The organism is Microbacterium ureisolvens, from assembly GCF_019511645.1.
GTDB lineage: Bacteria > Actinomycetota > Actinomycetes > Actinomycetales > Microbacteriaceae > Microbacterium > Microbacterium ureisolvens_A.
In genome coordinates, this window is sequence record NZ_JAEUAX010000014.1 from 36,772 (window position 1) to 52,139 (window position 15,368).

The window sequence follows — 15,368 nt, forward strand, 5'->3', positions numbered from 1 at the left end:
GGGGCGGGGCGAGCGGATCGATCAGCCGCGAGTCCCGCCCCCGGGCCGGCGCCGGCCCGGGGATGAAGCCTGGTCCGGCTCAGGGGTGGCGGTGCCGGCCGGTGAGAGGCCGGTCGGCTGCGGCGGCGCTCGCCGATGCGTGGCGCACGGCCGAGCCGAGCCCCCTGCCCAGCGAACCCGCGAGGGCGCTGACCGGCGCGTGGCGGCCGGAGGCGATGGCCCTGGTCAGCGTCGCCTGGAAGGACGACACCGCTGCGTCGACGTCGAGATGCTGATCGCGGAACCTTCGCGCCGACTCGCCGAACGCCTGTGCTGCGGCGGGGTCCGCCGCCAGCCGCTCGGCCGCGTCTACCAGCGCATCGGGGTCGCCTGCAGGAACACAGATGCCGGCGCCCGCGGCGCAGACCTCGTCGTGAGTGATGCTCGACGAGTCGACAGCCGCGATCACCGGAAGCCCGCTCGCGAAATACGTCGTGAGCTTGCTGGGCACAGCCATCTCGGTAAGGCCCGGAAGCTCATTGACGAGAAGGATGTCCGCGGATGCGAGGGCACGCTCGAACCGGCCATCCGGCAGGGGATCGAGAAACTGCAGCCGCGAGGAGCCGCCCATCGCCTCGAGCACAGGACGCTGATTCCCATCGCCCAGGAGCACGAACTTGATGCGGGATCCACGGCGCTCGGCTTCGCGCGACGCAAGGACGACGTTCTCCAGCCCCTGCTTGGCGCCGATGTTCCCCGCATGCAGGACGACGACGTCGTCGTCCTTCCAGCCGAGCTCTCGACGCAGCGCGCTGTCGCGCCCGGCGCCGTCGGTCGTCACATGCGACCAGTTCCGCACGACGTCGACGGGGGTGGTGACGGAGAGCTCCTCGCGCAGGACGCGGCGGAAGCGGTCGTGGATGACCACCACCCGGTCGGCCGATCGCGCCAGCCCGCGCTCGAGCAGGGCAATCCCCTCCGCACGGCGGGATATCGCGCCCGTCTCGCGGACCCCGAGCGTGTAGATGTCCTGAACCCAGACCACGGTGGGGATGCCCGCCATCGCGGCCCGGACGGCGGCGAGCCGTGAGGCGATCATCGCCGGGCTGATGAGGACCAAGGCGTCCGGATGATGCCAGTGGGCGAGGTCGGCCCTCAGGCCGAAGGTCAGCTCCGATACCGCCCGCTCCACCATGGTGTGGTGGTGTGGCACGTAGTGGCTCACGCGCGTGACGTCGACGCTCTGCTGCCTCTCCACACGCTTCCAGCCGCCGAAGCCGTCCTGGACCCTCCACCACGGGTAGTGCGGATGGGTGGTGATGACGCCGACGTGCCATCCGCGCATCGCGAGGGCCTGTGCCATGCCCGCGGTGTAGGGCGCGATGCCCGTCGGTTCGGGAGCGTAGTTGATCCCGATGAAGAGCACACGCGGTGCTCGTCGCTGCTTCACGCCGGTCGATCGCCCAGCCATCTGTCCTCCCAGATGCGCCAGACGACGTCGTCGAGACGCATCACCCGCAGGGCGCTCGAAGCGCAGTCCTGCCTCGACCCCTCGATTTCGGGCACGTCGACCGTCGGTCTCGGGTACGACGACCGCCGGTTTCGGGTACGACGATCATCGGGTACACCGGTCGACGGTTTCGGGTTCATCGACCGGCAGCGCCCCGCCTGCCGGCGAGGTGCATGTCTTCCGGCACACCATACATCGCGGCGGCGTCACGCGGAATACGCCGATGACACGAGGGGCGTTCACCCCCTCATCAGGGAAACAGGGCGCATAGCACAGGCGGGTGTCGCTGAGCAAATCCTGGGGAGACAAAGCGCGGACCGAGATGTACAGTGTGCGTAGCATCGTCCCGAATGCCGAGCGCCACACTCAGGGGAGAGTGTTCGAGCCCGCGACTGGGAACCCGACGGTGCTTCTGGGAGGCCCGCGGACCCGACCGTGGGCATTGGGGAGCGTGACCTGTGGTCTCACGTATCTGGGTGGGTGTCGTCGCATGCTTGGCACTCGTCGTCGGCCTCGTCGCCGTCACGCCGTCCGAACGAGCCGCGGCACTCTCGCCCGGCGTGGGCTTCAGCGCCGACGAACTGCCCACGTGGCAGACCAACGGGACGGTGTACGCGCTCGCGCAATCGGCCGGGAAGGTCGTGGCCGGCGGGACGTTCAGCGAGCTGCGTCCGCCGGAAGGAGGATCGGGCTCGCCGATCGCCGCGAACGGGCTTGCGATCCTCGATGCCGAGACGGGAAACCCCGACAGCTGCCAGCTGAGCCTCTCGCTGATCGGCGGAACCCCGGCGGTCTACGCGGCCACTACCGCGCCCGATGGCAACAGCATCTACATCGGCGGCAACTTCTCCAACGTCGGCGGCGTCTCGACCGGCCGCATCGCCCAGATCGATGTGCGCACGTGCACGGTGAGCAGCCTCCGTCTGCCGACAATCTCGTCGATCGTGCAGACGATCGCGGTGAAGGGCACCACGATGTACTTCGGCGGGATGTTCCTCACCGTGGGTGGCGAATCGCGCCAGCGCTTCGCCGCGGTCGACGTGACAACCGGCGCGCTGCTTCCCTGGACGGCGAACGTCGACGACATCGGTCGTGGCATCGGCGTCTCGCCCGACGGCACGAAGGTCGCGATCGGCGGGGACTTCTTCAACGTCAACGGTGCGTACTCGCACTCGATCGCCGTCGTCGACGCCGTCACGGGTGCGAACATCCGCACCTATCCGTCGGGATTCATCGCGGACACGTCGGTGACCAAGCACATCTTCAGCGGGGACGACGGCAAGTTCTACATCTCCAACGAGGGCACCGGCGGCGGCGTCTTCGACGGGCGTGCGGCGTTCTCGTGGGCCACGGGCGACCAGCTGTGGCGCGACACCTGTCTCGGCGCCACGCAGATGACGCTGCAGGACCAGACGACCCTCTACTCGGTCAGCCACGGGCACAACTGCGACTCCGTGCATTTCCAGCAGGACGGTACGCGCCACTACTTCCTGGCGCAGAGCGCCGTCGACGGATCGCACGTCGCCTGGGATCCGAAGTCCAACGACGGGATCGGTGAGGGCATCGGACCACGCGCCCTGGTCATCGCGGCCGGCCGATCCTCCGGGCAGCGCTACATGTGGAGCGGCGGCGACTTCACGACGATCAACGGCGCGGCTCAGGACCACCTGACACGCTTCGGAACCACTGACACCGGCAACCCCCCGGCCCCCGCCGTGGCGGCGGTGGCTCAGAGCAGCGGCTCCATCGAGGTGCGGATACGCACCTCGCTCGACGACGACGACTCCGAGCTGACCTATCAGGTGTTCCGCAACAACTCGTCCACCCCGATCTGGAGCGGCACGGCCTCATCCGTCTGGTGGAACCGCCCGCAGGTGACGTTCGTCGACGCCGGTGTAACTGCGGGGGCGACGTACACGTACCGCGTCCGTGCGACCGACGGCACGAACACCTCCGTTCTCTCGCAGGTCGCGACGGCAACGGCGGTCGCTCCTACCGCGGATTACGCAGCATCCGTTCGCGCGAGTGCCCCGGCCATCTTCTGGAGGGGGGATGCCGCGGGCTCGTGGCTGCAGGACGCCTCCGCGTCGACGACCAGCACCAGCCGGCAGGCAGGCGTCATCGAGAACGGTGCGGCAGGCTCGACCGACACACCGGTCCCGAACGACACCAGCGGATCGCTGGTCTTCGACGGTGCCGACGACTACGTCTGGCACCAGGGATTGGCTCCGGCGCCGACGACGTACAGCGTGGAGACGTGGATCAAGACGACGACCACCCGCGGGGGCAAGATCGTCGGATTCGGCAGCGGGCGCCCGCGCACCGACACCGGCGCCACGGTCCTCAGCGGGAGTTACGACCGGCACCTCTACATGACCAATACCGGTCGGGTGCTCTTCGGCGCCTACACCGGCTCGACCGTCACGCTGACATCGCCCGGCGCATTGAACGACGGATCATGGCACCACATCGTCGGCACGCAGGGCGCCGGCGGCATGGCGCTCTACGTCGACGGCGTCCGCGTCGCGCAGAACACGAACGCGGTCGCCCAGGCGTACTGGGGCGTGTGGCACGTCGGCGGTGACAACCTCTCCGGATGGCCGAACCGCCCGACGAGCAACTTCTTCGCGGGCACGATCGACGAGACGGCCGTCTACGCGACCGCGCTGACCGCGGGCGCGGTGGCGGACCACTATCAGGCGGCAGGTCGAGACCTCGGCCTGAATCAGGCACCCGCCGATGCGTACGGAACCCGGGTGTTCGCTGCGGACCCGACGTTGTACTGGCGTCTCGGAGAGGCGTCGAGCAACACCGCCGCCGACGCCGCACGCTTCGGCACCTACCCCGGGACGTACCGGACCGGCGTCACGAAGGGCCAGCCGGGCATCATCCCCGGCAACACGGCGGTGTCGACCCCGGGCACTCTCCTCGGCACGGTCGCGACCCAGGCGTCGCTCACGCCCTCGACGGCGTTCACGGGCGAGATCTGGTTCAACACCACGACCCCCGGCGGCAAGCTGTTCGGGTTCGAGAACGTGCAGACCGGCAACGGCACCAGCTACGACAAGCACCTGTACATGACGTCGAACGGCAATCTCGTCTTCGGCTCGCGGGTCGGCTCCAGCAACGTGGTCGTGACCAGCCCGCTGGCCTACGCCGACGGCAACTGGCACCAGGCGGTCGGGGTCTTGGATTCGTCGGGTCGCAAGCTCTACGTCGACGGCGTGCTGGTGGCTCAGAGCACCGTCACCGGGGCCGAGACCGGCAACGGATACTGGCGTATCGGCGGAGGCAATCTCACCAGCTGGCCGTCGGCGCCGTTGAACTCCTACTTCCGCGGGACGCTCGACGAGTTCTCGCTCTACAGCGGTGGTGTGAGCGCCACCGAGATCGCGCGGCACTATGCCCTCGGGGTGCAGGATGTCGCCCCGCCGAGCGCGCCGTCCGGCCTCGCCGCGACGCACGGGTCCGGTGGAGTGGATGTCTCGTGGACGGCGTCCACCGACAACACCCGCGTGCTCGAGTACCGGGTCTTCAGAGGCACGACGGCCGATTTCTCCGCTGACGCGGACTCGTTCCTCGCGACCACGGCGACGACCTCGTACCACGAGGCATCCCCCGCGCTCGGCACGTACTACTACCGGGTGACCGCGGTCGACGGGGCGGACAACGAGAGCGCGCCCTCGTCTGCGAGGCAGCTCGATGTGACCGACATCGACGCACCGACCACGCCGGCCAGCGCTGCCGCGACGCAGACCGGGGCCGACGGCGTGACCGTGACGTGGGCGCCTTCGGCCGACAACGTCGAGGTCACGCAGTACGCGGTCTACCGCGGCCCGACCTCGGGCTTCGCGATCGCCGACGGGACGCTCGTGGGGACGGTCGCCGGCACGACCTTCAGCGAGAGCGGGCTCTCGGCGGGCGCGAAGTACTACCGCGTCGTCGCGCGTGATGCGGCGGGCAACGCCAGCGCACCGTCCAACACCGCGGCGGTGACCATCGTGCCGCCGGACGTGACCGCGCCGAGCACGCCGGGGAGCTTCACCGCGACGCTGTCCAGCGGAACCAACGTGACGCTGTCGTGGGATGCCTCGACCGACGACCGCGGCGTGAGCTCCTACGTCCTGTACCGCAGTCTCGCCTCCGACTTCACGCCGAGCGCGGGCAATCGCATCGCTGAGGTGACCACGCCGGGACACGTCGACACCGGACGCGCCGCCGGCACGTGGTACTACAAGGTGACGGCACAGGATGCCGCGGGAAACGTCAGCGCCGCAGCATCCGCTTCGGTGACCGTCCAGCCTCCGTCGCAGGCGACGGAGGTGACCCTGACGCCCACGGAGGACGCGATGGTGGCGCAGTCCTCGCCGACGACGCTGTACGGCTCGTCGAACCAGCTGTCCGCGCGCGGCACGGGCGGCACGATCGAGTCGTTCATCCGGCTGCAGCTTCCGGCCGCACCGGCGGGCACGGTGCTGACCAGCGCGGTGCTGTCGGTCCGCACCTCGAACGACAGCACCGCCGCCACGACGGACTCGCCTCAGTTCCGGCTCGTCACGGGTGCGTGGAGCGAGGACACGGTCAACTGGAACAACCGCCCCACGGCGACCGCCACGGGCGTGCTCGGCACGCTCAACGGCGCCACCGCCCTCAATACGCCGTACACCGTCGGCCTGGGCGCGGACGGACTGTCCTCCTTCCTCGGGCAGACGGTGACCCTGCGTATGTCGGGCGCCAACAGCGACAACGTGCGACTGTGGTCCGCAGAGGCGTCGTCGGCCTCCTACCGCCCATCCCTGCGGCTGACCTTCACGCCCGTCTCCGGCCCCGACACCCAGGCTCCGACCGCGCCGACGGGCCTGGCCACGACCGTCGCGAACAACGCGGACGTGACCGTGACCTGGTCGCCCTCGACGGACAACGTCGCAGTCACCGGCTACAGCGTCTACCGGGGGACGACGGCGGGCTTCACCGCCGACGCCGCCTCGAAGATCGCCGATGCGACGGCGGCGTCGTACACGGACAACGGCCGTCCGCAGGGAATCTGGTACTACAAGGTCACCGCGAGGGACGCGGAGAACAACGTGAGCGCACCCTCGGCGAGCACCTTCGCCACCATCCTCGCCAACGGCGGTACGCCGGTCGAGATGACCGTGCCGATCACCGACGACGCGATGGTCGCTCAGTCCTCGCCCACGACTCTCTACGGCACCTCGAACCAGCTGTCGTCTCGGGGGACCGGAGGAACGATCGAGTCGTTCCTCGCCGTCCCGCTGCCGGCGGCTCCCGCCGGCACCGTGCTCACGGGCGCGGTGCTTTCGGTGCGCACCTCCACGGACGGCACGGCCGCATCCGCGGACGCCCATGAGCTCCGTCTGATGTCGGGAGCCTGGACCGAGGCCGCGGTCAACTGGAACAACCGCCCGCAGACCACGACCTCGGGCGTGCTCGGCAGTCTCACCGGTGCCACCGCGCTCAATACGCCGTACACCGTCGCGCTGAGCGCGGAGCCTCTCGCGTCGGCCCTCGGCCAGACGGTGACGCTGCGCATGTCGAGCTCCGGCGCCGACAACGTCCGGGTGTGGTCCGCAGAAGCGACGTCCGCGACATACCGGCCGTCGGTGAGGCTCACGTTCACACCCGTCGCCGGCCCCGACACCACGGCGCCCTCGGCGCCCGCGGGGCTGGCCGCATCTGTCGTCAACAACGCCGACGTCAACCTCACGTGGTCCGCCTCCACCGACGACACCGGGGTGACCGGGTACACGGTGTACCGAGGCAGCGCTGCGGGCTTCACCGCCGACTCAGCGTCCCGGATCGCCGATGTGACCACCACGTCGTACGGCGACAGTGGACGCCCCACCGGGACGTGGTACTACAAGGTGACCGCTCGGGATGCCGCGGGCAACGTGAGTGCGGCATCGACGGAGGCCTCGGGAACCATCACACCGCCGGCGGTGCCGCCGGTCGTGCAGACGGTGGTGACGACCGCTGACACGATGGTGGCCGCGAGCAACGCCACGGGGCTCTACGGCACGACCAACCAGCTGTCGTCGCGGTTCAGCACTGCGATCGAGTCCTTCATGTCGTTCGCGCTGCCCGCAGCGCCGGCGGGGATGCAGCTGACGGGCGTCTCGCTCGCCGTACGGACCTCGACGGACACCACGGCGGCATCGGCCGACACTCACGTGTTCCACCTGATGACGGGCACCTGGGACGAGGCGACGATGACGTGGAACAACCGGATCACTCAGACGGCCTCCGGCGCCATCGGCCAGCTGTCCGGTGCCGCCGCCGTCAACACCGCCTACACGGCGACCCTCAGCGCGACGGATCTCGCCGGGCTGGCGGGTCAGACGGTGACGGTGCGGATGTCGAGCGTCGCCGGGACCGACAACGTCCGGATCTGGTCCCGGGAGGCGACCACCGCGGCGTACCGCCCCACCCTGACGCTCACCTACACGGCGGTGCCGTAAGTCCGCAGATCGCGGGGCCCGTGATCCTCAGTGAAGGCGGGTCGGGCTCCACGAGGAACGGGAGAGACCATGACGCCGTCTCCGATCTCGCGTCGCGGGTTCCTGATCGCCGGGCTGTCGACCGCGCTTCTGGCGGGCTGCACGGCGGTGCCGGGCTCGAGGTCCGCCCCGACCACGGCGGCTCCGAGTGCCTCGCCGACTCTCTCGCCTTCGCCGACCCCCTCGCGCCCGCCGGCGCCGTCCTCGATACCGGAGCTTCTCGCTCGGGAGAGGTTCTACGTCGGACACCGCGGCAGTGGCGACAACTGGCCGGAGCACACGCTCACCGCCTACCGGAATGCCAGAGCGGCCGGTGCGGACGCGATCGAGATCTCCGTCTGCGCGACCTCGGACGGGGTCCTCGTCTGCCATCACGACCTCTCCGCCGAGCGGGTGCTCGGCGTCGACAAGAAGATCGCCGACATGACGTGGAGCGAGCTGAGCGCCCTCCAGGTGGACGCGAGGAGCTGGCTCGGCGTCAACACCCCGCTGGAGCCGGTGGCGAGGCTCGAGGACGTGCTCCGCGAACTCGGCCCGGAGGTGCTCGTCTTCATCGAGGACAAGCAGGGCACCAACACCATGCCGATCCTCGACGTCCTGGACGCTCAGGCCCGTTCCACCGAGCGCTTCGTGTGGAAGCAATGGGCGCCGGCCGCGCAGGTGCGCGCTGCGAAGGAGAGGGGCTACCGTGCCTGGGGCTATTTCGACGAGGAACAGCTCGATCGCCTGGACGACTTCGCGGCGACGTTCGACATCCTCGGGGTGCCCACGGGGGCGTCCGATGAGCTGATCCAGCAGGTCGTGGGCACCGGCCTTCCGGTGATGTGCTGGGAGGTGCGGTTCCACGACCAGGTCGAGCGGCTCGCGCGACTCGGCGTCACGGGGATGATGTGCTCCAATGTCGGCTACCTGGTCGACGGGCGGCCCTCGGACCGCGACGCCTTCGCCACCGGGAGGCGAGCGGCCGGCGACCTGCCGTCGGCGATCGACACCCTCGGCTGGTCGTCGCAGCCCGCGTTCGTGCCGTCGAGAGAGTCGCTGCGCATTCAGAGTGCCCGCGCGACCAGCTATCTGATGGGCTCGCTCGCCGCCGCAGGGAAGCGGCTTCGCCGTCTGGACGTGACGATCGCCTGGCCGGATGCCGTGCCCCCGAGCGGCGCCGCGGGCGTGGTGTTCGCCTTGAGCGGCGACGGACCGGGCGGGCAGGGGGAGCGTGGCGATGCCACCGGCTGTCAGCTGACGCTCGACGGCAGCGGAACGATCGCGATCGCGCCATACGAACGGGGAGTGACAGGGTCCCCGGTGTCCACCGGCAAAGTGGAGGCGCCGGCCGAAGGCTCGGCGGTGCGCCTGCGGATCGACGTCGACGACGATCACGTGCGGGTGACGGTGGGCGAGCGCACAGCGCTCGAGGCGGTCCTGGAGGCATCCGCTCTCCGCGGCCCGTGGGTGCGCCTGTTCAAGGACGACAAGACGGACCAGGCGGTCGAATTCTCGGGACTCCGAGTCGCCTTCAGGTAGAGCGGAGGAGTATTCCGCTTCGGGAATCTACTCCGCTCAGGCCCCAGGGACCCGCGGCCACGCCCGCTTGGGGGAACGGGCTGTCGTCACACGCGATCGCCGGCGTACACCTGGCGGGTATGGCGGCGTGTGACCGCGGATCCGGCTGTGGCGGCCGGCGACGCCGTTGTCGCCGGCCAGGTCTTTCCCGGGGACATCAGTAGGCCCCCTTCGGTGCGATCATCACGTGCGCGGTGCGCCACATGATCATGAGGTCGGTCGCGATCGACCAGTTCTCGACGTACCGCAGATCGAGACGGACGCTGTCGTCCCACGACAGGTCGCTGCGCCCGCTGATCTGCCAGAGCCCGGTGATGCCGGGCTTGATGTACAGGCGTCGATAGACCGTGCCGTCGTACGACGTCACCTCCGAGGGCAGCGGCGGACGCGGGCCGACGATGCTCATATCGCCGCGCAGGACGTTGACGAACTGCGGCAGCTCGTCGATGGAGAACCTCCGCAGGACGGCGCCGACGCGTGTGACGCGAGGATCGCTCCTCAGCTTGAACAGCGGGCCGGCCCCCTCGTTCTCGGCGAGCAGCTCGGTGCGCCGCATCTCGGCGTCGGCCACCATCGTGCGGAACTTGAGCATCCAGAACTGCCGGCCGTCGCGCCCTACACGCAGCTGGTGGAACAGCACCGGCCCCCGGGAGTCGAGCTTTATGGCGAGCGCGACGAACGGCGCGATGATCACGATCGGGACGAGGGCGAGCAGAGAAAGGACGACATCCATCCCCCGCTTGATCGCATGGACACCGCCCTCGAACTCGGGGATCTTGACCTGCACGAGGGGCAGCCCGTCGAGAGGCCGCAGCGAGAGGCGAGGCCCTGCCACGTCGGTGAGCCGGTTGCACAGGACGAGCTCAGCCGCGCTGCCCTCCAGCTCCCACCCCAGTCGCCGCACGAAGTCGCGGTCGTTCTCCGGCGTGCTGGCGACGACGATGGCGTCTGCACCGGCCTGGCGTCCGTATTTCGCCGTCAGGCGGATCGAGCCGATCACCGGGTAGTGGTGATCCTCGATGTCGATGGGATCGAACACGCCGTCCGTCGTCGTCGCGCCGATGACCATGTACGCGTGATGGGGGTCGTGCGTGAGCTTGTCGATGACGTACTCCACGTCGTCGCGGGTGCCGGCGACGATGACCCGTGAGACGCACTCACCTCGTTCGCGTTCGTGGATCAGCCACTTCCGCCACAGCCGCCGGCTGAGCACGAGGGCGACGAGGCCGCAGGGCAGGGCGATGATGAGCTGCGCGCGCAGACCGGGCAGCTGGGCGAGGATGAAGACGGTCGACAGGATGCCGAAGGCGAAGCCCGTCGCGTGACCGAGGCGCATGTACTCTGCCGCTCCCGCGCCGAGCACGGACGGTTCGCGCGTGCGGGCGAGCCACAGCAGCGTCATCCAGGCGCAGACGACGAAGGCGCCGATGCGAGCCGGCTCCGCGAGCGCCGTGAGCGGCGCCGCGACGCCCGTTTCGAAGACCATCGCGGCGATGGCGGCCGCTGTGACGCACGCCGCATCGGTCGCGACCAACCGCCGCCGGTAGCGCCGCTCCCACAGGTGGCGGCGCTCCAGCGACGGCTGTACGCGAGGGGCCATCGCGTCGGGAAGGGTGTCGAAGTCCGGGCGCGTCAGGGGTGGACGTCGGAGGAGCGTTCGGGTCACTCCTCCGGCGCCCGTAGGCGCCGCGGCGATCGCGGTCGGCTTCAGACCGCGGTCCACCGCGCGCACGACGACGCGTCCCTAGCAGACATGTACTTCCCCGTCGGACGGCACGACGACGACGTCGAGCAGACCAACCCCAGTGCGCAGACCCGGCCGGGTTGTCGGGTCGTGAGGGACCACAGTTTCGGGTACTGCGCCCCCCGCGCGTTGTCACTGTACGCCTGCCAGGCGGTGACCGGAAGAGCTTTCCCCGGAAAACTTGACACACCTTAAGGGAAACCGGTAATGCGACTCAGGTTCGAGCTGCGGGTGTCACCCGATCAGGTTGATCAGCGCGTCCAATCCCATGCCGTAATTGATGCGCACGGTAGGAAGAGCGAGCTTGTCGGTGCCGATCGTGACGTACCCGGGCTCGATGGTGCGCGCCATCTCCCAGCCGGCCTGACGCAGGCCCTCTTTCGCAGCGTCGTTGTAGTGACCGAACGGGTAGGCCATGATCTCCTTCACCCCGAGGACGCCGTACGACGCCTGCATGTCGGCCACGATCTCGGGCACCGAGAGGTTCGTGATGAGCCCGTCGCCGTTCGCGCCCGCGCGGTGCATGTCGTGCGTGTGCGACCGGCGCAGAACGTAGGGGCTCGGCGCCGGGTCCTGGCGGTAGGCCGTGATCATGAACGACGTCGACAGCACCTTGTACTTGTCGACGACAGGGACCGCCAGGTCGAACCACGTCTGGTCGGCGTCGTCGTCGGTGACGATCACCGAGTGCGTCGGCAGGAACAGGCGCCCGTCGATGAAGGCCGACAGCTCGTCCCACGTCGGCAGGTAGAAGCCCGTCGTGGCGATGTGGTTCATGTGCGCGTCGAAGTCGCCGATGAACGCGTAGTTCCCGCGCAGCCACCCGCTCTCGCCCTGGGGGTTGGCGGTGAACTGGTGGTACATCAGGATCGGCACCCGGGCGTCCTCGGCCGCGTTCTGCTCGGGGCTCATCCACGCCCCGTGCAGCGTCACGCGCTGGTCCGTGCACACCACAGGCTCGGAGCCGTTGACGCGCCCGGGGATCGCGAAGGCAGCGGCATCGGCCGGGGTCGCGTACCAGCCTGCGAACACCAGCCCGTCGCGTGAGGGAATGGGAAGCCCCGCGTACAGCGCCCCCTGCGTCTGCAGCATGGGCGCGTCGGCGATGCCGTCGCCGGCGAAGCTCACCGCGCACGCCGCGGGGTCGGCGGTCGACGCGAGCAGCTGCTCCTCGGGCGTCGGCGGCGTGGGGGTGGGAGTCGGTGCGGCCGGCTCGGTGGCCGCGGGCGCGGCATCCGTGTCCGGGTCCTGTGCGCCCGCGCGCGCGAAGCCGATCGCCGCGACCGTGCCGCCGATCACGGCGAGCACCACGACGGCGCCCGCGATGCCGGCGAACAGGCGCCGGCGACGCACCCGCGCCGACGGTCGTCGGGCGGGAGGTGTGCCGAAGGTGGCCATGCGACTCCCCGCGTCCGGACCGCGCATCCCCACGTGCGATCTCTGAGGGGATGCTACCCGGATGCTGCGGCCCGCCGCCGAACCGCGGCGCGGGTTGTGGATGATCCGCGTCTCTTGCGGTGCATTCGCTACGCTCGGGACCCATGCTGCCTGCCGACTGGATCGAGCACCGCCGCGCCGACGGCGAGATCCTCGGATGGATGCTCGCCTCCGGCGACGGCTTCCGCGCCTTCGACCTGCTCGGCCGTGAGCGCACGACCCACGGCGCCGTCGAGTGGCTCGCCGCCGAGGAGCTCCTCGAGGCGCTCGGCATCGGCTATCTCGCCGAACCCTGGCTCCTGCGCCTCCCCGACGGCACCGAGCGTCCGGTGCGGATCGCGGAGGTCAGTGCGCGCGGCGTCACCGTCGTCGCGGACGAGTACGGCGCCGCCTCCGCCGTCGGGGCCGATCCCGAGCGCTTCCGCCTGCCGTTCCCGGTGACGGCCGAGCTCGCACCGCGCTGAACCCGTGTCTGCGACGTGGGTACGCTGTGAGCCATGACGATCCTCGTGCTCACCCTTGTCGGAGGCGATCGGGCCGGTCTCGTCGCGGCCGTCGCCGATGTGGTCGACCGCCACGGCGGCAACTGGGAGAACAGCCAGCTCGCCGAGCTGTCAGGCGTGTTCGCGGGCGTCGTCGAAGTGTCCGTCGCGCCGGCGCGGGCGGACGAGCTGCGCGAGTCGCTGTCGGTGCTCGACGGGCTGCTCTCCGTGACGGTCAGCACGGGATCCGAGCCTTCGCCGGAGGACGCCACCATGCGTCAGCTCGCGCTGCAGGTGATCGGCAATGATCATCCGGGCATCGTCAGGGAGATGACGACCGTCCTGCGTTCGCACGACATCAGCATCGACCGCATGACCACCGAGACACGTGAGGCGGCCATGTACGGCGGCCGCCTCTTCGAGGCGACCGTGAAAGCCCGGATCCCGGCATCCGTCGACCTCGCCTCCCTCACCCAGGAGCTCGAGCGGCTCGCGACCGAGATCCAGGTCGACGTCACGTTCGAGCCCTGAGCTTCGCCCGGCGCCGAGAAGCGCCGACGCCGAAGGTGCTGTCCTCGCGCTCGCCGACCTGTTCGCCGCCTGCCGGCGCCAGGCGGTCACGGTGCGGGCTCTGCCGTGCGTCCTGCCGAGCGGATGCGTTCGACGAGCGACGTCGTGGAGTGATCCGGGACATAGTCCACCACGCGCACCTCGCCGCCATAGGCCTCGACCACCGGCGCCTCCCGCAGCATGTCGGGGCTGTAGTCGCCGCCCTTGACGTATACGTCGGGCTGCAGGCGCTCGAGGAGCGCGATCGGGGTGTCTTCCTCGAAGACCGTGACGTGGTCCACCCATTCCAGGGCCGCGAGGAGCCCGGCGCGGTCGTCGGCGCCGTTCAGAGGCCGGTCAGGGCCCTTCAGCCGACGCACGGACGCGTCGCTGTTGATCGCCACGATCAGCACATCGCCGAGCTCACGGGCCTGCTTCAGGTAGGCGGTATGGCCCACGTGGAGCACGTCGAAGCACCCGTTGGTGAAGACGATGCGGCGTCCGTCCGCCCGGTGGCGGGCGACACGCTCAGCGAGCTCGGCGGCGTCCAGCACCGCGGCCGGCCGGTGGGCGAGCCGGTGGGCGAGCTCCTCCCCGTCGCACACCGATGTGCCCTCGTGGGACACCGCCACGTCGGCCGCGCCCTGCGCGAGGCGCACGCCCGTCTCGAGCGGGATACCGGCGGCCAATGACGCCGCTATGCCCGCGGTGAAGGTGTCGCCCGCACCGGATGCGAACCGCTCGGCGACAGGGTGGGCCATCGTGACGACAGGCCCGGCTTCGGCGCGCAGGAGCACGGCGCCATCGCGATCCAGCGTGACGATCACGTGGCGGGCGCCCGAGCGGGTGAGGAGCTGGTGCGTGCGCCGCACCGCCGCCGAACGCCGATCGTGACCTTCGCCCAGTGAGAGGCCGAGCAGTCGCTCCGCCTCGTCGGCGTTGGGGACGGCGACATCGGGTCGCAGGTCGCGCCAGCGTGCGAGATCGTGGGCGTCCACGACGAGCGCGGGGCGCTCGACGCCATCGAGGGCCTCGCCGACGAGGCCGGGCAGATCCCGTGAGCCGTAATCGCTCACGACGAGCGCCGACGCGCCCTGCAGCGCCGCGCGGAGGGCCCGGATCATCCCGTGCCGCATGCCGGGGTCGAGGGCCGCCCGCCCGTCCGCGGCATCGCGGCAGTCGTCCACCCGCGCGAGCACCTGATCGTCCGCGACGACGCGGGTCTTGGAGATCGTGCGGCGGCGCGGATCGCGGCTCACGCCGCCGACCCCGACGCCCCAGGTCTCGAGTGCGGTGACCAGTGTGGCCCCGGTCTCGTCGCCGCCGATGACCGCAACCAGCTCGCAGTGGGCGCCGAGCGCGGCGAGGTTAGCCGCGGTGTTGCCCGCCCCGCCCGGTGCTTCCACGGCGTCGCGCAGTTCCACCACCGGCGCCGGCGCCTCGCGGCTGAGCCGGTGGCTGGTGCCGCGCCACCACCGGTCGAGGATCGCATCGCCGACGACGACCACACGGGGGTGGGTGCGGCGGATGAGATCGGCTGCGGCTGTCGTGTCCATGGCCCCCGACCTACCCATCCGGGCGGCCGGGTATGC

At 70.1% G+C, this 15,368-nt stretch carries 8 protein-coding genes; 4 read left to right on the forward strand and 4 right to left on the reverse strand.

Features of this window, described 5'->3' with window-relative positions:
• Window positions 1–79: 79 nt before the first annotated feature.
• Window positions 80–1,450, reverse strand: coding sequence for a glycosyltransferase (locus JNB61_RS17895; protein ID WP_220340515.1), 1,371 nt, complete (start codon window positions 1,448–1,450; stop codon window positions 80–82).
• A gap of 515 nt (window positions 1,451–1,965) precedes the next feature.
• Here JNB61_RS17895 and JNB61_RS17900 point away from each other — a divergent pair.
• Both JNB61_RS17900 and JNB61_RS17905 read left to right on the forward strand, forming a co-directional pair.
• The gene (locus JNB61_RS17900; protein WP_220340516.1) at window positions 1,966–7,965 is read left to right on the forward strand and encodes a DNRLRE domain-containing protein; all 6,000 of its coding nucleotides are present in this window, start codon (window positions 1,966–1,968) and stop codon (window positions 7,963–7,965) included.
• 69 nt (window positions 7,966–8,034) lie between these two features.
• Entirely contained in the window at window positions 8,035–9,525 is a 1,491-nt protein-coding gene (locus JNB61_RS17905) for a glycerophosphodiester phosphodiesterase (RefSeq protein ID WP_220340517.1), read from the forward strand.
• Window positions 9,526–9,721: 196 nt separating this feature from the next.
• Here the strand turns inward: JNB61_RS17905 and JNB61_RS17910 are convergent, their stop codons facing one another.
• Window positions 9,722–11,164: a sugar transferase gene (locus JNB61_RS17910; protein WP_220340518.1), complete on the reverse strand. Its 1,443-nt coding sequence runs from the start codon at window positions 11,162–11,164 to the stop codon at window positions 9,722–9,724.
• Window positions 11,165–11,542: 378 nt separating this feature from the next.
• Entirely contained in the window at window positions 11,543–12,706 is a 1,164-nt protein-coding gene (locus tag JNB61_RS17915; RefSeq protein WP_220340519.1) for a polysaccharide deacetylase family protein, read from the reverse strand.
• A 143-nt stretch (window positions 12,707–12,849) separates the two neighbouring features.
• On the opposite strand from JNB61_RS17915, the gene JNB61_RS17920 reads away from it, so the two are divergent.
• Window positions 12,850–13,209, forward strand: a complete 360-nt coding sequence (locus JNB61_RS17920) for a hypothetical protein (protein ID WP_220340520.1) — start codon at window positions 12,850–12,852, stop codon at window positions 13,207–13,209.
• A 33-nt stretch (window positions 13,210–13,242) separates the two neighbouring features.
• Complete coding sequence (locus JNB61_RS17925) at window positions 13,243–13,758, forward strand: glycine cleavage system protein R (RefSeq protein WP_220290182.1); 516 nt, start codon at window positions 13,243–13,245, stop codon at window positions 13,756–13,758.
• An 86-nt stretch (window positions 13,759–13,844) separates the two neighbouring features.
• Here the strand turns inward: JNB61_RS17925 and rfaE2 are convergent, their stop codons facing one another.
• Window positions 13,845–15,332 carry a D-glycero-beta-D-manno-heptose 1-phosphate adenylyltransferase gene (rfaE2, locus tag JNB61_RS17930; protein WP_220340521.1) on the reverse strand — a complete coding sequence of 496 codons (1,488 nt, stop codon included), beginning with the start codon at window positions 15,330–15,332 and terminating at the stop codon, window positions 13,845–13,847.
• Window positions 15,333–15,368 lie beyond the last annotated feature (36 nt).